The organism is Kitasatospora sp. NPDC059160 (assembly GCF_042755465.1).
Lineage (GTDB): Bacteria > Actinomycetota > Actinomycetes > Streptomycetales > Streptomycetaceae > Kitasatospora.
Window position 1 is genome coordinate 1 of the sequence record NZ_JBHZCN010000116.1, and the last position, 19784, is coordinate 19784.

Genomic DNA, 19784 nt, shown 5'->3' on the forward strand with positions numbered 1-19784 from the left:
TTGGTATTGGTGTGTCACAACCATTTTACCTTGGCGGTGCGCCCGCTATCGTGCGCGCGGCGGAACGGGGTGCGATGCAGGGCGAACCGGGAACGGATGAGAAGGGCGGGCCCGCGGACCTCATGGAGGCCTGTGCCCTCAGTCCTGCGAAGTCGCGTGATCTCATTGCCCGAATCGAGAAGGACATCTGAGAGGAAGCGCCGTGACAGCTCTCAACTGGCAGAAGTCCAGCCACAGTTCCGAGTCGGTCAACTGCATCAACCTTGCCGAAGGCCCTGACCGCAGCATCAAGCTCCGTGAGAGCGATGACCCCGACGTCATCATCACCACAACGCCCGGCAAGCTCCGCGCCTTCCTGCGCGGTGTCAGGGCAGGAGAGTTCGACCATTTGACAGGGTGATTCGGCTCCGGACGCATCCGTCCGGAGCCGAGTAGCGGGTCATCGGACCATGTAGCGGTACACCGGGGCCCCTTCCCAGGCCGGGGGCTTGTCGCCCAGGTCCCTATAGCCGAGGGCTTCGTACATCTTCATCGCCGCCTGTGCTTCGGGCCGGACCGCAAGCGTCACACGCTCCACCCGGGCTCCTTCGAGTACCGCTGAGTGCAGTTCCCGGCCCAGCCCCCGACGGCGCTGCCCCGGAGCCACGGCGATTTCCCGGATCACGAACGTTCGGTGTCCGTCCTCGCGGGTGAAGCCCTTGTCCAAGCCGAGGCCGTTCCACCAACCGCTGTCCGGCTGGAGCAGGACGCCGAAAGCGAATCCGACCAACGCAGCACCCGAGCGCGCCAGCACCAGTCGGAAGCCGGGCATGGCCCGGAAGGCCTCGTAGCCCTCCAGGAACCCGGCCAGGTCGCGGGGCCCCTCGAAGTAGGGCGGCTCTGCGAACACCTGCTCGTACAGCGGCGCTATCTCGTCCAGCACTCGGGCAGCGGCATCCGGATCCGTAAAGGTCTCGAAGGCGGGTGTCTGCACGGTTCTCCTTCTAGGCGATCAGGTGGGCGGTGCTGGCAGCAGCCAGGGAGGGATTCAGGAGCTTCAGGTGGGAGTGCGCCTCCTCCATCGATGTACGGGCCCGGCCTGACGACACCTCGGTCAGCAGGACGGCCCCCGAGGTGAGTTCGTGGGCCGACTCCTCGGCCTCACCTGCTCGTGCGAGCGCCCCGGCGAGGCTGAACCGAACCAGTGCCTCGTTCCGCGCGTAGGTCGTCTCCTGGTGCTGGAGCGAGCGCCGCAGCCAGTCCACGGCTGCCTTGTGGTGCCCCGCCTCCGTGAAGAGGGATGCCTGCGCCAGCGCCAACTCCGCCGGCCCGTGGAACACCGCCCAGTCGGGTACCGGCCGCTCGTTGCGTTCTTGCTCGAAGGTGCGAGTCGCCTGCGCCAAAGTGGATCGGGCCCTGACAGGGTCGCCCGACATGGCGAGCGCGCGGGCCTCCCGGGTCATCAGGATGGACATCAATGAGGGAGGCGCCCACGACGCGGCCTTCGTCTGCGCTCCGCGAGCGAGGTCGAGCGCGGCAGCAGGATCGCGCTCTCGAAGACTCATCAGGGCCATGGACGCCATCACAACCACGGCGAGTGAGTTGTCCTGCAACTCCTCGGCTCGGGTGAGTGCGTGTTCCCAATGCGTCCGGGCCCGGGTGTTGTCGCCGGCGTCGAAGGCCAGCCACGCCACGTGTTCCGCAGTCTCCCCGGCTATCAGTCGGAGCTGACGGCCGATCGCACCCGGGTAGCTCCTGGTGGCGATCAGCCGTTCGACCCGAGCGAGGTGGGCTCGGGCGAGGGGGCCGACTGTCGCGCCGCCAAACCGGTCGTCCAGCCCGTACAAGGAGGCGAGCCCGGCGCGAAGGTCCATGACGGTCTCGGCCCCGATTCGCGGCGGCGTCAGCTTGGCGGACACGGCGGCACCGCCGGCCAGGGCGATGAAGGATCGGCGGTTCACGTCTTCTGACTCTTCTCGTGGCGTGGGTGGTGTTCCTGATCGACGGTGTGGCGGCACAGTGAATCCCGCCTGCTCCAACGGGATACCCAACATCGCTTCGAGAACCCGCTGGCGTGCCGGATGAGGGCATGGCGGTAGCGGCTGTCGCCAGCGGTGGTACTGGCGGCTGCTCACCTCTTCGTCCTCTCCGAGCTTGCGTGCTGTCGCGGCGTACACCTGTCTGAACCGGGCCGGGCTACTCCAGCCGAACTCTGTACACAGGCAGGTGAATTGTGTCTCCACATGGCAGACGGTAGCTCGCGGGTCGCTGACCGTGCAGAGGTCCACCAGCGAAAAAGTCCGTCGAAAAGTCCGTCGGTCAGCAGCCGTTGATCTCGCCGTGGCGGTCAACTTGTCCCTGCCCGTCGGAGTGACGGAGCGACTACTCGCTGATGTGCAGAGTTGGTTGCGCTTCGGGGATTGCCGGTTGCGCACGGCGACCTTCGAAAGCCCACCACCCCTGCGCTTCTCAGCGGGCGATACGGAAGGAGTGCACGGCATGCACGACAAGAACGGCACCAGCAGCGGGTCGGGCGACCACAACGGTGACAAGCCGAAGAGTGAGGGCGGAAGCTTCGTCACGGAGACGGAGGTCGAGTCCCTGACCCGCCGACTGGACCACTCGGTCCCGGACGGCGACTTCGCCCCGGTGGGTACTGAGGCCTGATCGCAGTTCCGAACTGATGCCGGTCGGTTGACGGCATGGGTGGGTCGGCGTGGGTGATCATCCGCGCCGACCCGCCGCCCGGCGTCGCACACACATCCCCAATCAAGGAGAGTCCGCAGTGAAGACCGCTATCGCCACCCGCGTCCCCGCCGGCTCCTTCTTCGACCTCGACCGGAAGGATCCGGTGCTGACCCGGCTCCGCGAGGAGGGGGCCGAATTGGCCCTTCCGTTCGCCCTGATGGAGCGCCTGGTGAGGTCGGGCACCCCTTACGCGGAACACGCCCGCTCGCTGCGCAGCGAACCCGTGACCGTGGCCGGAGTGACCTTCGACTGGTTCGACGCCGAGCTGCCCGAAGAGATCGCCGACGAGATCAACCTGGCGGACTACGGGATCGTCCAACACACCGACGAGCGTCGCGCGGTGCTGACCCAGGCCCTGGACCACCTGTCTCTGATCCACCCCGAAGGCTTCGCCCGCGTGCGCGAGTTCGTCCGAGGGCTGCTGTGGGTGGGCCTCAAGCCCGGCGTCCGCACCTCCTCGCTGACTAGCTCCAGCGACCCGGCGCTCCCGTACATCATCACGTTCTCCGACAAAGCATGCCGCCACATTCCGCCGAACACGGTCAGCGGGCAGCCGTCCCCCCACTTCTTGGCGGAGAACCTGCTGCACGAAGGCGTGCACCAGTCGATCAGCTTCCACGTCCTCCAGCGCCGGGTGTTCGCCGACGGGTACTCGTCCAAGACCTCTCCCAAGATCGAGATCAAGTGGCGGGCCGGGCAGGGAGAGGGCCGCAACCAGTACTGGGAGATCGACAGGGCCTTCCACGCGACCTGCGTGTACAACCAGCTGCTGCGGTTCCGCCGGACCGAACTGCGCCGCGACGACCTGACGCCCACCGAGCGGGCGAGCTTTCAGAGCGCCTACGACGAGGGCCTGCCGGCCGTCCGCTACCTCATGCGCGAACTCGAACTCCTGCGGGAGCACTTCTCCTCGCACGGGGTGGAGCTGCTGGCCGACCTGCGCCACCAGACCGATCAGTTGTAGTACCACACCGAGCAGAACCGAACGAGGGAAGTCTTGTGCTCCAGCACCTCATCGACCAGGACGACAACCTGCGGATGGTCCCCACCGACCGGAACGAGCTGACCACCGCCGTCGATCAACTCCATGCGGAGCTACGGGCCTTGCCCGAGGAGGACGACCCCGGGCGTGCGAGGGTCCTGACCAGGTGGATCGGCATCGGCCGGATGTGCCTGGGCCACCACGAGGAGGCCCGCGCGTTCCTCCGGCAGTCGATCGACCTGGCCGCAGCGATCGGCAACACCCGGGCCGTCGTCGCCACCGGGCTCAACCTCGGCGACGCGCACCGTTACGCCGGTGACGTGCAGACTGCGGACGCGCTCTACCTCAGCGCCCTGAACACCGCGCGAAGCCGGCACCCGGAGCTCGTTGACTTCGCCCTCCAGCACACCGGCAAGCACCTCATGGAGCGCGGCGACCTCATGGGCGCCCAGGCCCGTCTCCAAGAAGCGCTGCGGCTGCGGATCGCCAAGGAGGACGCCGGGCTGATCGAGTCCACGCAGGCCGCACTCGACCGGGTCGAGCTGTTGATCGGCCGGCCCGACGCATCGGCGGCAGGCGGTGCGGTGCCGCGCGAGTGGAGCGGTCAGTGGACCTCATGGCTCCAGTCCCGTACCACGGCCCGGACGCCGGCCCGGTGGGCAGAGGACTTCCCCGACCTCCGGGACGCTGTGCGTGGGCTCACCGCACAGCAGCGCGTGCACCCGTGCCACCTGCGGGATCAGTCGTTCCCCGCCGAGCTGATCGCCGCCATGGCGGAGGAGGCCGAGAAGGCTGTCGCGGCTGACGGATACCTCCACAACGGCAAGTGGAACGCGGCCGTCGGTGACGCCGCGACCCGCTTCGCCACACAGATCGATCTCGCCGCAGTCGTGGCACGGTCCACCGGTCTGGAGGTCGCGCAGCCGCACGCCGCCGTCTACATCGCCTACCTGGAGGAAGAGCAGTTCCTCGACTTCCACGTGGACGAGTCCGGCTTCGGTGAGGCCAACCTGATCCTCTGCCTCAAGCACGAGCGCCCCACCGGCCGGTCCAAGGTCAGCACTACCGTGTTCATCAAGGCCGACGGCTACCTCGAGTGCGATCTCGCCGCAGGTGACTGCGTCGTGTTCGACGGCGCGCTCACTCCTCATGGCCGAACGCCGCTCAGTGCCGGAGAGAGCGTCACCCTCATCAGCTTCGGGTTCCGCGCGCGCGATCAGGCTCCGCGCACGCTCCCTAACCTCCCGCCGGCCCCCAAGTAGGGAACGTACTCGGTCGATCCCAAGCCCCTTCCCGCCACCCGCCAGGGCGCTGAGGAACGGCCCCCGAGCAAAGTCCGCTACCACTTCACCCTCCCCGGCACCTGGTGACCAACTGGGCCGCCAACAGCGCGGCAAACCCGGCTACTTGCCGGCAGGCGTCGCGCAGCGCTTCCAGATCGTCGCGTGATGCGGTTGGGTGGCTACAGTCGTCGTCATGAGCGACTCCCAGGCCCCCGAGGTCGTGGCCCAGCCCCGTACCGCCGCCGGCGTGCTCTTCTTCGACGAGGACGACCGCGTCCTCCTCGTGAAGCCGACCTACAAGCCGGGCTGGGAGATCCCGGGCGGTTACCTGCACGCCGGTGAGACCCCGAGCGAGGGCGCGGCCCGCGAGGTCAAGGAAGAACTCGGCATCACCCCGCCGATCGGTCGCCTGCTCGTCGCCGACTGGGCACCCCACTCCACCGAGGGCGACAAGCTCCTCTTCGTCTTCGACGGTGGCGTCCTCTCCGCCGACGAGCTCGACAGCATCACCGTCGACCAGGTGGAGATCGGCGAGTACGCCTTCCACGCCACCGACCAGCTCGACGAAGTCCACATCCCGCGCCTCGCCCGCCGCGTCCATGCCGCGTGCACGGCGAGGGCGCGGTCCGCGACCGTCTATCTGGAGCACGGCGTGCCCTGCCCGTAGATCCGTGACCTCCCGCCCCGCGGGGAAGCGGAGAGCCCCGCCCCCATCGTGGTGGGGAGCGGGGCTCTGTGTACCGCCGAACCGTTACGGCTTGGTGAGCGTCGGGTCGTCCGTCGGGGGCTTCGGCTGGGGGATGGGCTCGGTGGCGCGGTAGCGGGGGGAGGTGGGGTCGGAGAGGGCGGAGGGCGGGGAGGGCTCCGCCGCGGTGATCGAGACGCCGGTGGCGACGGCGGCGGCCTCCTCCTTGACCTTGATACCGGCCAGGTCGAAGGTCGTCTTGAGGCGCTGGCGCAGTGCCCGGGAGATCAGGGGGGCCTTGCCCGGGGCCGTGCGGGCCTCGATCCGGACCACCACCGAGTCGGCCGCCACCGACTCGACGCCGAGGATCGAGACCGGCGCCCAGACCAGTTCGTCGTACGGCGCCTCCTTGGACAGCGCCTCGGCGGTCTCCTGGATGAGGTCCTCGACCCGCTGGAGGTCCTCCTTGTACCCGACCTGCACGTCCACCGAGGCGGTCGCCCAGCCCTGGCTCATGTTGGCGATCCGCTTCACCTCGCCGTTGCGGATGTACCAGATCTCGCCGTTGGCCCCGCGCAGCTTGGTGACCCGCAGGCCGACCTCCAGCACGGTGCCGGTGGCCACCCCGGTGTCGATCTCGTCGCCGACGCCGTACTGGTCCTCCATGATCATGAAGACCCCGGAGAGGAAGTCCGTGACGAGGTTGCGGGCGCCGAAACCGATCGCCACACCGGCCACACCGGCGCTCGCCAGCAGCGGCGCCAGGTTCATCCCGAGCGCGGAGAGCACCATCAGCGCGGCCGTGCCAAGGATGGTGAAGGAGGCCAGGCTGCGCAGCACCGAGCCGATCGCCTCCGAGCGCTGCTGCCGCCGCTCCGGGTTGACCACCCCGTGGTTGGCCAGCAGCCCGCCGAACCGGCTCTCCTCCCGGTGCTGGTCGTGGCTGCGCGTCATCCGCGCTATCAGCTGGGTGACCAGTTTGTTCACCACGGCCCGCAGCACCAGGGCCAGCACGATGATGAGGACGATCCGGAGGCCGCCGGCCAGCCAGCTCTGCCAGTGGGTGTCGAACCAGCTGGCCGCCTGCTTGGTGGTGTCGGTGACCTCCTGCGCGCTGGTGGGGATGCGCAGGTCCGGCAGTTGCGGTGTGGTGGCGGAGGGGGCCGGCGTCGGGGTGGAGAGCGTCGAGGACGCGTCGGTCGGACCGGTGGCGCCGGAGCGGAACACGTGCGGGACCTACCTTCCTTGCTGGGGGCGTGACCCGGTCCCGCGCCGCACGAGCGGCCCGCGGACCGTGCGGGCCAGCCTATCCGGCACCGAACACCAGCCCGGACACACCGGTGGGCGTGCGGCCCGTCCCGGACGCCCCGTCAACGCCCCGGTGCGCTCCCCGGCCCGCGCGGCCCGCACCGCCCCGGCACCGTCCCCCCACCACCCCCGCACCACCGGTCCCACCACCCCCGAACGGCCGCGCCCCCGCCCGCCGTACGGCCCCCGGGGCTGCTCCGACCGGCCGAGCCGCACCTCCCCGGCGGTCCGCCGCGCCGGGCCCGGCGGCGCGGGGGTGCAAGTGGACCTTCCCCAGGGCATACCGGGTACTACGGGGTATGACGGAGCCCACACCCGGAGTTCACGTCAGGTCCGTTACACAGGAGTGGTGGCGCCGTACGAAGGCGTAAGGCGACACTGGGGGAGATCACGCACTCGTTGCGCGATCCAACCGCTCGTCCCGGCGCGAGCCACGCGCCGCAGGCGTCCAAGGAGGCATCCGTGCCGCATGTCCTGGTCCTCAACGCGTCCTACGAGCCACTCGGCGTCGTATCGATGCGCCGCGCACTCATCCTGGTCCTCAACCACAAGGCGGTCAGCCTGGAGGACTCGGGAGTCACTCTGCACAGCGCCACCAGCGCCCTTCCGGCGCCGTCCGTCGTCCGCCTGACCCGCTTCGTGCGGGTCCCGTTCTGCGGGCCCGTCCCGCTCACCCGCCGGGCGCTGTTCGCCCGGGACCACGGCCGCTGCGTCTACTGCGGGGCCGCCGCAACCAGCGTCGACCACGTCATCCCGCGCAGTCGGGGCGGCCAGCACCGGTGGGACAACGTGGTGGCGGCCTGCCGCCGCTGCAACCACACCAAGGCCGACCGCCACCTGACCGAGCTCGGCTGGCGGATGAAACGCCCGCCCGCACCGCCCAGCGGCCTCGCCTGGCGGATCATCGGCACCGGGATCAAGGACCCGCGCTGGCGGCCCTACCTGGAGCCGTACGGCGGCGGCGACCAACTGCGCGCCCCGCAGTGGGGCGAGTACGAGCACCACGACCATACGGAGCCGAACCACTCCGTCCCGATCGGCCGGGCGCACGTCGCCCACCCCGCCCCCGTCCGCCGCGGCGAGCAGCCCGAACCGCTCTCCGCCTGACCCCAGCACCACAAGGGCCCGCCCGTCACACCGTCGGTACGCGCCTCATGGGCCGCCGCGCCCCCCGCGAAGGGGAGCCCGGCGGCCCGCCGCGTTCACTGCTTGGGCGGCACCGCCGGCGTGCCGGGCTGCGTGCCGGGCTGCGTCCCCGGCTGGCCCGCCGGGGCCACCGGCGGGGTCGGCGGCTGCGGCGGAGCGGCCGGCGCCGTGACGGCGTAGAGCTCGATCCCGTACAGCGAGTAGCCGAACTTGGTGGCCCGCGCCACGCCCTGCATCCGTACGTACCGGACGTTCGAGGCGTCGAAGCGCACCGTCTCGTCCCCGCCCTTGCCGTTGTCGACCGTCGCGGCGTCCGTCCAGCTGCTGCCGTCCGAGGAGACCTGGATCTTGTACGAGGAGGCGTACGCGGACTGCCAGTGCAGCGTCGCCGCGCCCAGGTGGACGGCCTGCGGCAGCGCCAGCTGCACCCAGGCGTCGTCCTTGGCCGGCGAGGACCAGCGGGTCTTCGGGTCGCCGTCGGCGACCGCCGCGGCCGGGAAGTTCGGGGTCTCGTCGCCCGAGGAGGAGGCCTGGGAGCCGGGCGCCAGGTCCGGCCCGCCGGTCGGCGGCACCACGTGGACCTGCAGCACCTGCTTCACGGTGGTGCCGCCCGCCACGTAGGACACCGGCACCTGGTACGTCCCGGAGGGCGTGCCCGGTACGGCGGTGACCAGCAGCGGCACGCCCACCCGGCCGCCGCGCGGCACGGTGACCGGCCCGGCCGGGGTGACGGTGAGCCCCTTGGCGGCGGCCGGCACCTCGACCCGCAGTTCGCCGGTGGTGCCCTCGGGGCGGCCGGCCTCCACGGTGGCCTGGGTCCTGGCGGGCGCGGCCGCGCCGGTGACCACGTCCAGGGCCGGGTCGGCGAGGCTCAGCCGGGCCGCCGGGATGTCCGCGTACCAGGGGATGACCTGGTTGACCACCGGCGGGTCGCCGCCGGGCTTCCAGGTGATCCGGAACGCGTCGGCGACCTGCCCGCCGGCCGGCAGCTCGTTGTAGCCGGGCTGGATGACGCCGATGTCCGTCCAGCCGCCGTCGGCGCGGCGCACCGCGACGGTGGCGCTGGCGTGCACGGTGGGGTCGGTGAGCACGGTCAGCCGGTCCAGCGGGCGGGCCGCGCCGAGCTCGACGGTGAGCGGCTCGTCCTGCGCGGTGGGCGCCTTGGCGGCGCGGTACGCGGTGTCCGGGTTGCCGTCCAGGACGGCGGCGGCCGAGGAGCCGGGCAGCGCGGCGGGGCCGCCGGTGACGCTGGCCGGGGACTCGTCGGGGGCGGTGACGGTGAACTCGCGCACCGCGACGGCGGTCTTCTGGGCGGCGGTGGCCCGCAGCCGCACGGCCCGCACCACGGTGCCGGGCGGCAGCTGGGCGCTGACCGTCTTCTGGTTCTTCACCACGGCGAGCTGCTGCCAGCCGCCCGCGCCGGTGCTGTACTCCAGCACGCCGTCGCGGATGTAGTCGTCCACGGCGGTGCGGGCGTCGGGGCCGTTGCCCCAGCCGCCCATCAGCACGGTGACGCCGCTGATCGGCCGCCCGGCGCCGAGGTCGACGCCGACGGAGTCACCGGGCTGCGGGGGAGCGGAGCTCCAGTAGAAGGTGTCGGCCTGGCCGTCGGTCATCAGCGCGGGCAGGTGGTCCTGTGCGGTGCCCATGCTGGTGGTGGGGGTGACCCCGCCGCTGACCACGCCCGACCAGTTGTCGGCGGCGCGCACGGCCCGGTCCAGGAAGGGCGCGAGCACCCCCGCGCCGATGGTCGCCGGGGCCTGGGCGAGCTGTGCGCGCAGCCGGTTGAGCTGCACCCGGGCCTTCCAGGCCGCCGCGCCGTCGCCGCCGTGCTGGGCCAGCAGCATGTCGAGGGCGGCCTGCCCGGCCAGCCCGTAGTCGCGCAGCGGGCCGAGCCAGGGGCCGGCCTCGGCGGCCAGCTGGGCGGTGGCGTCGGTGCCGGCCAGGGTCTGCCGGGCGCCGGCCATGGCGGTGAAGGCGTCCCGCAGCGGGCCCGCGGCCGCTATCAGCTTGGCGAGGTCCGGGGTGGCGCCGGAGGTGGGTTCGGCGTTGGCCCAGAACTGGTCGAGCAGCGGCTGGAGGTAGCCGGACTCCTGCTTGGCCAGCGGGGAGGAGGTGCTGTTGCCGGCCAGCGCCTGGACGGCGGCCAGGGCCGAGCCGGCGGGGGTGGCGTTGGCGCCGGTCGGCCCGGCCAGCGAGCGCACGGCCGCCTGCCAGGAGTCCTCGGGCTTGTAGCCGGTCGGGTTCCAGGCGAAGTCGCCGGCCGTGGCGAGGGCTATCCGGGAGGCCACCGGCTGCTGCATGGCGCCGGTCAGCAGCACCGCGGAGCGGGTCGCCACCTCGGGTTCGCGGCCGGTGTAGGCGCCGAGGAAGAGCCGGTCCGGGCTGGCGTCGTTGACCGGGTAGTTGTCCATGGTGACCAGCGGGTGCCCGTACAGGCTGCCGGTGTCGGAGGCCTGGGCGCCGGTGATCTTCTCCGGGATCGCCCCGCCGCCGCTCCAGGCGACCTGCACGCCGCCGGGCAGCGCGTCGGCCAGGGCCTTGCGGTAGGGCGTGGAGCCCTGCTTGTGGTACTCGGTGGGGACGATCGACAGCGGCGCCAGCCCCGGGTTCCTGGCGACCAGCCGGTCCTGGACCTTCTTGACCAGCGCGGCCTGCGCCTTCGCGGCGGCGGCCGGGCCGCGGCCGTACTCGTCCTGGTCGTCGTCGCAGTGCCACTCGTCGTAGCTGACGTCCAGGAACTGCAGCTGGAACGCGGTGAAGCCGAGCTTGCGCAGCCCGTCCAGCTTGGCGACCAGGGCGTCGACGTCCTTGCCGGAACTGAAGCAGAGGGACTGCCCGGGGTCGATCGCGTAGCCGAGGGTGACGTGGTTCTGCCGGGCCCGGTCGCCGAGTTCGCGCAGCTCGGACTGCTGGTCGGCGGGGTAGGCGTCGCGCCAGCGGCTGAGCCGGAACGGGTCGTCGCCCGGGGCGTAGAGGTAGAAGTTCTGCTTGGAGCGGCCCAGGAAGTCCACCTGGTCGAGCCGCTGCTGGGCGGTCCACGGGGTGCCGTAGAAGGCCTCCGCGGTGCCGCGCACCGGCGCGCCGCTGGGCCAGTCCCGCAGGGTGATGCCGGGCAGGCCGAGCCCGGCCGCGCCCGGCCCCTGGCCCTGACCCGCGGGTACGGCGGCGAGCAGCTGGCGCAGGCTCTGCGCGGCGTAGAAGGTGCCGGTCGCGTCGGCGCCCGCGAGCACCACCGCGCCGTACGTGCCGCCGCCCTGGGCGGGCAGCTGGCCGGCGGACAGCACGTAGCCGCCGGGCGGCATGCCCGCGGTGGACGGCGCGCCGCCGTCCTTGCCGCCGGCCGCGGCCGCGAGCTGGCGCAGCGTCCGGTCGGCCTCGCCCTCGGCGCCCTCGGCGGGCCCGCCGATGTACACCACCAGCGAGCCGGCGGCGGGGGTGCCGCCGTCGGCCTGGGGGGTCAGCACGGTGGCCCCGGCGACGGTCAGCACCTCGCGGACGGCGTCCACCGCGCCCCGGTCCACCTTGGGCGCGGTCACCAGCGTCACGGCGGTCGGCACGGTGACGGCCCGTCCGGCCGCGGTCTGCTCCTGCGGGTGCGGGAACACCTGGGGGTTCGTCACGCTGCCCAGCGGCGTCTGGGGCGCGGTGCTCACCACGTCCGGCCCGGGGCCCGCCGCGTACGCCACCGAGGGCATCGGCCCGGCCAGCAGCCCGCCGACCACCGCCGCGGTCACCACCCCGGCCGCGATCTGCAGGGTCCGCCGCCCCGGCCGCCCGGCCGCGCGCTCCGCCCGCACCGACGCCAGCAGCGGCTCCGTCCCCTTGAGGTCGGCGATCAGCCGGTCGGCGGTCCGCGGCACCAGCTGACGGCACGTCCGCGCCGTCGCCCGCCGGGCCGCCAACGCCGTCGGATGGTCCAGCACCTCGCGCAGCACCGGACTCTGCTCCAACTGCTGACGCAGCCGCCGCCCGGCCACCACGGACACACGGGCTTGCACAGGGGCCTCCTCGCCAGGCCTGGACCACAATGCGAGCAACCCCACCAGCTACCCGAACCGGTGTCAACGTCACCGACGGCTATGCCGAGTTTGCACCGGAATATCCCGTTGGCCTGACCCTCCGTCACCCCCCTGGCTACCTCTTGAGCACCGGGCGAACCACCAGGCGCACTCGTGTCGCACAGCGTCGCCGCGCGGTTACCCGGGTAGGACTTGGGAGTCCTGACCAGGCGTTGCCGAGACATCGCAGGAGCCGCGAGTGGCCGCTTACCACGACAGTGACGGAGCCGAAGGACGGAAGGTCCCGGCGCAGGACGCGCCGCCGCCGCCCGCCGAACTGGTCGCGCTGGCACGGGCGTACGGGGTGGACACCCGGTACCCGGGGGCCGGGGGGCAGACGGTGGGGGCGCGGACGCTGGTGGCGGTGCTGGGGGCGCTGGGGGTGGCGGCCGGGTCGCCGGAGGAGGTGCGGGAGGCGCTGGAGCGCCACCGGGCCGAGCAGCGGGAGCGGTTGCTGCCGCCGTGCATCGTGGTCCGGCAGGGCCGCCGCACCGCGCTGGACGTACCGGCGGACGTCCGGCTGTACGTGGAGCTGGAGGGCGGCGGCAGTTGGGAGTTGCCGCGCGGCCACTCGCACTGGCTGCCCGCCGACCTCCCGCTCGGCCGGCACACCCTCACCGCGGCGAGCGGCGAGAAGCGGCAGCAGGCCCCGCTCGTCGTCGCCCCGCAGCAGCTGCCCCGACTCCCCGGCCGCAGCTGGGGGTTCCTCGCCCAGCTGTACTCCGTGCTGTCCGACCGCTCCTGGGGCATGGGCGACCTGGGGGACCTCGCCGAACTCGCCGGGTGGGCGGGTGCCGCCCTCGGCGCGGGCTTCGTGCAGATCAACCCGCTGCACCAGGCCCTGCCCGCGACCCCCGGCACCCCCTCCGACCCCTCCCCGTACCGCCCCTCCTCCCGCCGCTTCGCCGACCCCGTGCACCTGCGGGTCGAGGCCGTCCCCGAGTACGGCCACCTGACGCCGGCCCAGCGGACGGCCACCGACGACCTCGCCCGCCGCGCGGCCCGGCTGCGCGAGGAGGTCCTCACCCACGACGGCCTGGTCGACCGGGACGCCGTCTGGGCGCTCAAGCGCGAGGCGCTGGAACTCCTCCACGAAGTCCCGCGCGGTCCCGGCCGCCAGGCCGGTTACGAGGCGTACCAGCGCCGCGAGGGGGAGTGGCTGCGCCGCCACGCGCTCTGGAACGCGATCGCCGAGGTGCACGGCGCCGACTGGCACCACTGGCCGAAGGGCCTGCGTCACCCGAACGGCCCACAGATCGAGCAGGCGGCCAAGGAACTCCAGGACGCGGTCGAGTTCCACCGCTGGCTCGCCTGGCAGGTCGACCAGCAGCTCGCCGCCGCCCAGCGCGCCGCCCGGGACGCGGGCATGCCGGTCGGCCTGGTCCACGACCTCGCCGTCGGCGTCCACCCGGACGGCGCCGACGCCTGGGCGCTCCAGGACGTGCTGGCCGGCGGCATCTCGACCGGCGCCCCGCCGGACGCCTTCAACGCCCACGGCCAGGACTGGGGCCTGCCGCCCTGGCGCCCGGACGCCCTGGCGAAGGCCGGCTACGCCCCGTACGCGGAACTCCTGCGCGCAGCGGCGAGGCACGCCGGAGCGCTCCGCATCGACCACGTGATGGGCCTGTTCCGCCTCTGGTGGGTGCCCGAGGGCCATCCCCCCACCGAGGGCGCCTACGTCCGCTACGACGCCGAGGCGATGCTCGGCGTGCTGGCCCTGGAGGCCCACCGGGCCGGTACCGCCGTGATCGGCGAGGACCTGGGCACGGTCGAGCCGGGGGTACGGGAGGAGCTGGCGGACCGGGGCATCCTCGGCACCTCCGTCCTCTGGTTCGAACGGGACTGGCAGTCCGACGGCGGCATCCTGCCCCCCGACCGCTGGCGCCCCGGCTGCCTGGCCACCCTCACCACCCACGACCTGCCGAGCACCGCCGCCCGCCTCTCCGGCGAGCACGTCGAGCTGCGCCACCGCCTGGGCCTGCTGGCCCGCCCGCTCGCGGAGGAGCAGCAGGAGGCCGCCGACGAACTGGCGGCCTGGCGGGCCGAACTGACCGCCCTCGGCCTGCTCGCGCCCGACGAGCCGCTCGCCATGCCCGCCCTGTACCGCTTCCTGGACCGGACCCCGGCCGAGCTGGTGGGCGTCTGGCTGCCGGACCTGGTCGGCGATCCGCGCCCGCAGAACCTGCCGGGCACCTGGGACCAGTACCCGAACTGGCGCCTGCCGATCGCCGACGGCACGGGCGCCCCGGTCACCCTGGAACGCCTCGCCGCCGCCCCCACCGCCCGCCTGCTCGGCCGGCTCCTCACAGCCGGCGACACACCCCCCGCCCCCCGGACCCCGTAGGCCGGATCCCGCAAGCGGAACCCCCAGCACCACCCCGACGCGCGCCCTCCCGTAAGCGGCGGGTAAGTTGGAATCGTGGACAAGAGGAACGCTTTGCGAGCCGGCGCGGTCTCCGCAACGGTCACGCTGATGATGCTGCTGTCGTCGCCCGCCATGGCCCTCACCAGGGACGACGGCGACGACCCGGGTGCCGGCCTGAGCGTCGGCCAGACCATCGGCCTGTACGTGCTGATCCCGCTCGCCGCGTTCGTCGTCATCGCGGCCCTCGCGGGTCTGCCCTACGGCAAGAAGAAGAAGTAACCGCGAGAAACCTCCGCGTCCGCCGAGGACGCGCGACAGGTCCACCAGGACCCGCAGGAACCCCGAAGGGGCGCCGGACGATCCGTCCGGCGCCCCTTCGGGCCTTCACCAGCCGGCTCAGCGAGCCCCGGCCGCCTTGTCGACCACCTGGGCCTTGAGCGCGCGCTCGATCCCGGCCCGCGACTCGACGACCTGACGGCGCAGCGCCGGCGCCGGCTCGGCCGAGGCCAGCCAGGCGTCCGTGGCGGCGAGCGTCTCCTCCGTCACCTGGAACGCCGGGTACAGGCCGACGATGATCTGCTGCGAGATCTCGTGGCTGCGGGTCTCCCAGATGTCCTTCACCGCGGCGAAGTACTTCTCCGCGTACGGCGCCAGCAGCTCCCGCTGGTCCGACTGCTGGAAGCCCGCGATCACGGCCTCCTGCACGTAGTTGGTGAGCGTGTCCGACTCCACCACCGAGGCCCAGGCCGCGGCCTTGGCCTCCGCGGTCGGGCGGGCGGAGCGGCAGCTGGCCGCGTGCTCCTGGCCGGCCGCGGTGTTGTCCCGCTCCAGCTCCGCGACGATCGCGGCCTCGTCGGCCCGGCCGGTGGCGGAGAGCCGGGCGAGCAGCGCCCAGCGCAGCTCGGTGTCCACGGCGAGGCCCTTGAGCTCGACCGAGCCGTCCAGCAGCCCGGCCAGCAGGTCGAGCTGGGCGTCCGTGCGGGCGACCGAGGCGAAGGTGCGGGCCCAGGCCAGCTGGTGGTCGCTGCCGGCCTCGGCGGTGCGCAGGTGCTCCTCGGCGGCGGCGGCCCAGCGGAGCAGGCCCTGCTCGCTCCAGTCCGGGTCGGTGTAGGCGTCCAGGGCCAGCTTGACCTGGCGCTGCACGGACTGCACGACGCCGATGTCGCTCTCCCGGCCGATGCCGGAGAGCGCCAGCGACAGGTAGTCGCGGGCGGCCAGTTCGCCGTCGCGGGTCATGTCCCAGGCGGAGGCCCAGCACAGCGCGCGCGGCAGCGACTCGGTGAAGCCGCCGAGGTGCTCGGTGACGACGGCCATCGAGTCCTCGTCCAGCCGGATCTTGGCGTACGACAGGTCGTCGTCGTTCAGCAGCACGACGGCCGGGCGGTGGCGGCCGACCAGCTCCGGCACCTCGGTGCGCGGGCCGTCGACGTCCAGCTCGATCCGGTCCGTCCGCACCAGCGAACCGTCGACCAGCTCGTAGAACCCGATCGCGATGCGGTGCGGCCGCAGCACGGCCTCGCCCTTGGCACCGGCTGGCAGCGCGGGGGCCTCCTGCAGCACGGCGAAGGACTCGATCTCGCCGTCCGTGTTCAGCACCACCGACGGCCGCAGCACGTTGATGCCGGCCGTCTCCAGCCAGGACTTGGACCACGCCTTGAGGTCGCGTCCGCTGGCCTCCTCCAGGGCGCCGAGCAGGTCGCTGAGCCGGGTGTTGCCCCAGGCGTGGCGCTTGAAGTAGGCGCGCACGCCCTCGAAGAAGGCGTCCTGGCCGACGTACGCCACCAGCTGCTTGAGCACCGAGGCGCCCTTGGCGTAGGTGATGCCGTCGAAGTTGACCTGGACGTCCTCCAGGTCGTTGATCTCCGCCATGATCGGGTGGGTGGACGGCAGCTGGTCCTGCCGGTAGGCCCAGGTCTTCATCTGGTTGGCGAAGGTGGTCCAGGAGTGCGGCCACTTGGAGCTGGGGGCCTCGGCCTGGCAGACGGCCTCGGCGAAGGTCGCGAAGGACTCGTTGAGCCAGAGGTCGTTCCACCACTCCATGGTGACGAGGTCGCCGAACCACATGTGGGCGAGCTCGTGCAGGATCGTCGCGGCGCGCGCCTCGTACGCGGCGTCGGTGACCTTGGAGCGGAACACGTACTGGTCGCGCAGAGTGACGGCGCCCGCGTTCTCCATCGCGCCGGCGTTGAACTCCGGGACGAAGAGCTGGTCGTACTTGGGGAACGGGTACGGGAAGTCGAACTTCGCCTGGAAGTAGTCGAAGCCCTGCTTGGTGACCTCGAAGATCGCCTCGGCGTCGAGGAACTCGCGCAGCGAGGGGCGGCAGTACACGGCCAGCGGCACGCGCTGCTCGCCGTTCTCGTAGGTGTCGAAGACCCCGACGTACGGGCCGGCCACGAGCGCGGTGATGTAGCTGGAGATCCGGCCGGTGGGCTCGAACTCCCAGACCTGGGTGGGGCCTTCGCCGACCGGCTCGGGGGTGGGCGAGTTGGACACCACGACCCAGCCGGTGGGGGCCGTCACGGTGAACCTGAACGTGGCCTTGAGGTCGGGCTGTTCGAAGTTCGCGTAGACCCGGCGGGCGTCCGGCACCTCGAACTGGGTGTACAGGTAGGTCTCGCCGTCGACCGGGTCGACGAACCGGTGCAGGCCCTCGCCGGTGTTGCTGTAGGCGCAGTTCGCGACGACCCGCAGCTCGTTCTCCGCCGCCAGGCCGGGCAGCGGGATGCGGCTGTCGGCGAAGCTCGCCGGGTCGAGCGACGTGCCGTTGAGGGTGATCTCCTCGACGCCGGGGGCGACGAGGTCGATGAAGCTGTCGGCGCCGGGGGTCGTGGCGGAGAACCGGACCACGGTCGTGGACCGGAAGGTACCGCCCTCGCGGGCCGAGCCGAGGTCGAGCTCGATGTCGTACGCGTCCACCCGGATGAGGTCGGCCCGGGTACGGGCCTCGTCGCGGGTCAGGTTGGTGCCGGGCACTCGCTGCACTCCTTCGTCAGGCTGATGGACCGAATCCTCGCATGCCCGACGAGCGGCCCGGCCGGAAAATCCCGACCGGAGAACCCGGCCGGAAACCCGCCCGGAAATCCCGCCCCGAGAACCCGGCCCGAGAACCCAGCCCGAGAACCGGCCGGAGAACGGGGGCGGGGCGGGCCCGGGCCCACCGGCCCCGACCCGCCCCGCCCTCACTGCCCTCACCGACCGGAGTGCGTCACTTCCGCCACTTGGTCAGCGGACCGTCGGTGTTGGTGTACCGGCGGAACGCGTAGACCGCGTTGCCGTCGTCCGAGACGTAGTACACCGAGGTGCTCATGCTGATGTCGAACTTCCCGTTCGCGTTCGCGACGGTGCCGATGTCGGTCATCGAGCCGTCGGTCGGCGAGAGCGTCACCAGCCGGGACGGCTTGTCGTAGCCCTGCGAGACCAGGGCGCGGACCTTGCCGTCCTTGTCGGTGCCGGTGACCAGGCGGATGTCGCTGCCGCTGGCCGAACCGGGGCTGGCCGCCCACAGGCGCTTGCCGGTGTTCAGGTCGTAGGCGTTGATGGCCGGCTTGGTCGGGTTGACCTGGACGTACAGGGTGCTGCCGCTCACCACGTTGCGGGTGAAGGCGGTGTCCTGGCCGGACAGGCGCAGGCTGTCCGAGCCGGCCTCCTTGACGGACATCTGGTTGCCCGGCTTGTTGTCCTTGTCGAACGGCAGGATGTAGTCGCCGTTCGGGCCGTTGGTGATCACCAGGACCAGCGGCTTGTCCTGGACGACCGAGTCGACCTGCTCGATCGTGCCGGTCAGGGTGATCGGGCTGCTCGCCGCCTTGCCGGAGTCGGCGTTCACGATGACCAGCTGCGACTTCGGGCCGCTGGTCATGTAGCAGCGGTCGCTGATGGCGATCTGGCTGCCGGCCGCGCGGGCCCGCATGGTGCAGTCCTTGTCGCGGGGCTGGTACTGCCAGGCGGGCTGGCCGTTGGAGATGTTCAGCCCGGCCACCGCGTTGCCGCCGACGGCGACCACGTTGTCGGTGACGCTCAGGGTCGGCTGGGACAGCCGGTCGGCGGTGGCCTTGACGGTCCACAGCAGCTTGCCCGAGGTGAGGTCCACGGCGCCGATGGTGGAGCAGTCGTAGTCACCGGTGTTGAAGGCGACGGCGGCGACGTTCTTGGAGTTGGCCGTGTACGAGGCGCTGCACACCTCCTTGCTGCCGGACGGCACCGGGATGTTCCAGGCCTGCTTGCCGTCGACCAGGTTGTAGGCCTTGACGCCGTCGCTGTCGACGCGGACGGCGTACTTGTCGGTGCCCCAGATGCCCAGCAGCTGGTTGGTGGCATCGGTGTTGGAGGGCGTCGGGGCGTTCCAGGCGACGTTGAACGTGGCCTTGGTGCCGTCCGGCGCGGGCGCCGGAGCGACGGTGTTCCCGCCGTTGTCGCCGCCGACGGTGCTGGTGCCGCCCGAGTTCGCCACCGGGCCGGGGCCCGGGTCCGGCTTGGGGCTGGGCTTGAGCAGCACGACCAGCCCGATCACGATGGCGATCGCCAGCACACCGCCGATGATCCCGCCCCAGAGCATCACGGGGTTGCGCTGCTTCGGGGCCGCCGGCACCGGCGCACCGGGGTAGTAGCCCGGCTGCTGCTGGTAGTTGTACCCGCCGCCGTAGCCCTGCCCCGCGTCCGCCCCGGGGTAGCCCCCGCCGGGCGCCGGGTCGTACGGGCCGATCGGCGCACCCGCCGGAGGCTGGGCCGGCATCCCGGCGGCCGTCGGCGCGTACGCGGCGTAGTCGGCCCCACCCGCCGGGGGCTGGACCGGGGGCGCCGGGGGTGCCGGGGGCATCGGAGGCTGGGCCGGCGGCCCGCCCTGCCCCGGAACCGCCGAGCCGTCGAGCTGGGTCATCTGGTCCGCGACGGCGGCAGGATCCACACCGCCCGCCGGCCGCCCGAACGAAACGCCCCGATTGCCCTGCGGGCCGCTGCCGGATGCATCGCCTGCACCCGGCGTAGGGTGATCCCCTGCCATCTGATTCCCCGTCATGTCTGGATGCGTCCCCCTGCCGGTACCGACCGCGGCCCGGTGGGACGGGTGAGATTGGGCACCATGCTAGTGGCGGCCGGTTTTCGCCCGCTCCCAGGACCACCCGATCCGGGCCCCGCCTCCCCCCACCGCGCAACACCTTCACCCCCCGGCCACCCCGCCCCCACGCCCGGCCCGCCGCGGGCCCCGCACCCCGGCCCACCGCTAGCC

The 19784-nt window shown here is 72.3% G+C and carries 15 protein-coding genes; 9 read left to right on the plus strand and 6 right to left on the minus strand.

Going from position 1 to position 19784, the window contains the following annotated elements; all coding sequences use genetic code 11:
* Both ACFXOZ_RS35155 and ACFXOZ_RS35160 read left to right on the plus strand, forming a co-directional pair.
* Positions 1-191, plus strand: a 191-nt coding sequence (locus ACFXOZ_RS35155) for a hypothetical protein (RefSeq protein ID WP_380593982.1), incomplete at its 5' end; no start/stop codon positions are given.
* Positions 192-202: 11 nt separating this feature from the next.
* Positions 203-400 carry a DUF397 domain-containing protein gene (locus ACFXOZ_RS35160; protein ID WP_380593984.1) on the plus strand — a complete coding sequence of 66 codons (198 nt, stop codon included), beginning with the start codon at positions 203-205 and terminating at the stop codon, positions 398-400.
* Between the two features lie 39 nt (positions 401-439).
* Here the strand turns inward: ACFXOZ_RS35160 and ACFXOZ_RS35165 are convergent, their stop codons facing one another.
* Positions 440-973 carry a GNAT family N-acetyltransferase gene (locus ACFXOZ_RS35165; RefSeq protein ID WP_380593986.1) on the minus strand — a complete coding sequence of 178 codons (534 nt, stop codon included), beginning with the start codon at positions 971-973 and terminating at the stop codon, positions 440-442.
* A gap of 10 nt (positions 974-983) precedes the next feature.
* A complete protein-coding gene (locus tag ACFXOZ_RS35170) occupies positions 984-1940 on the minus strand; it encodes a hypothetical protein (protein WP_380593988.1) in 957 nt (318 codons plus the stop codon).
* A gap of 538 nt (positions 1941-2478) precedes the next feature.
* Between ACFXOZ_RS35170 and ACFXOZ_RS35175 the strand changes: the two genes are divergently transcribed.
* From ACFXOZ_RS35175 to ACFXOZ_RS35190, 4 genes are all read left to right on the plus strand, one after another.
* Positions 2479-2646, plus strand: a complete 168-nt coding sequence (locus ACFXOZ_RS35175) for a hypothetical protein (RefSeq protein WP_380593990.1) — start codon at positions 2479-2481, stop codon at positions 2644-2646.
* 118 nt (positions 2647-2764) lie between these two features.
* Complete coding sequence (locus ACFXOZ_RS35180; RefSeq protein WP_380593992.1) at positions 2765-3691, plus strand: hypothetical protein; 927 nt, start codon at positions 2765-2767, stop codon at positions 3689-3691.
* A gap of 74 nt (positions 3692-3765) precedes the next feature.
* Complete coding sequence (locus ACFXOZ_RS35185) at positions 3766-4971, plus strand: hypothetical protein (RefSeq protein ID WP_380593994.1); 1206 nt, start codon at positions 3766-3768, stop codon at positions 4969-4971.
* Between the two features lie 214 nt (positions 4972-5185).
* On the plus strand, positions 5186-5659 hold the full coding sequence (locus tag ACFXOZ_RS35190) for an NUDIX domain-containing protein (protein WP_380523229.1): 474 nt from the start codon (positions 5186-5188) through the stop codon (positions 5657-5659).
* A gap of 84 nt (positions 5660-5743) precedes the next feature.
* On the opposite strand, the gene ACFXOZ_RS35195 is transcribed toward ACFXOZ_RS35190, so the two are convergent.
* Positions 5744-6904 (minus strand): mechanosensitive ion channel family protein, encoded by a 1161-nt coding sequence (locus ACFXOZ_RS35195; protein WP_380407868.1) that lies wholly within the window; start codon positions 6902-6904, stop codon positions 5744-5746.
* Between the two features lie 543 nt (positions 6905-7447).
* Here ACFXOZ_RS35195 and ACFXOZ_RS35200 point away from each other — a divergent pair.
* Positions 7448-8092, plus strand: a complete 645-nt coding sequence (locus tag ACFXOZ_RS35200) for an HNH endonuclease (RefSeq protein WP_375888265.1) — start codon at positions 7448-7450, stop codon at positions 8090-8092.
* Positions 8093-8187: 95 nt separating this feature from the next.
* Here the strand turns inward: ACFXOZ_RS35200 and ACFXOZ_RS35205 are convergent, their stop codons facing one another.
* Entirely contained in the window at positions 8188-12132 is a 3945-nt protein-coding gene (locus ACFXOZ_RS35205) for a beta-N-acetylglucosaminidase domain-containing protein (RefSeq protein ID WP_380593996.1), read from the minus strand.
* A 259-nt stretch (positions 12133-12391) separates the two neighbouring features.
* Between ACFXOZ_RS35205 and malQ the strand changes: the two genes are divergently transcribed.
* Positions 12392-14536: a 4-alpha-glucanotransferase gene (gene malQ, locus ACFXOZ_RS35210; protein ID WP_380593998.1), complete on the plus strand. Its 2145-nt coding sequence runs from the start codon at positions 12392-12394 to the stop codon at positions 14534-14536.
* Positions 14537-14611: 75 nt separating this feature from the next.
* Entirely contained in the window at positions 14612-14836 is a 225-nt protein-coding gene (locus ACFXOZ_RS35215; protein WP_188303613.1) for a hypothetical protein, read from the plus strand.
* Between the two features lie 117 nt (positions 14837-14953).
* Here the strand turns inward: ACFXOZ_RS35215 and pepN are convergent, their stop codons facing one another.
* On the minus strand, positions 14954-17533 hold the full coding sequence (gene pepN, locus ACFXOZ_RS35220) for an aminopeptidase N (protein ID WP_375888273.1): 2580 nt from the start codon (positions 17531-17533) through the stop codon (positions 14954-14956).
* Positions 17534-17765: 232 nt separating this feature from the next.
* The gene (locus ACFXOZ_RS35225) at positions 17766-19376 is read right to left on the minus strand and encodes a PQQ-binding-like beta-propeller repeat protein (protein WP_380594000.1); all 1611 of its coding nucleotides are present in this window, start codon (positions 19374-19376) and stop codon (positions 17766-17768) included.
* Between the last annotated feature and the right edge of the window lie 408 nt (positions 19377-19784).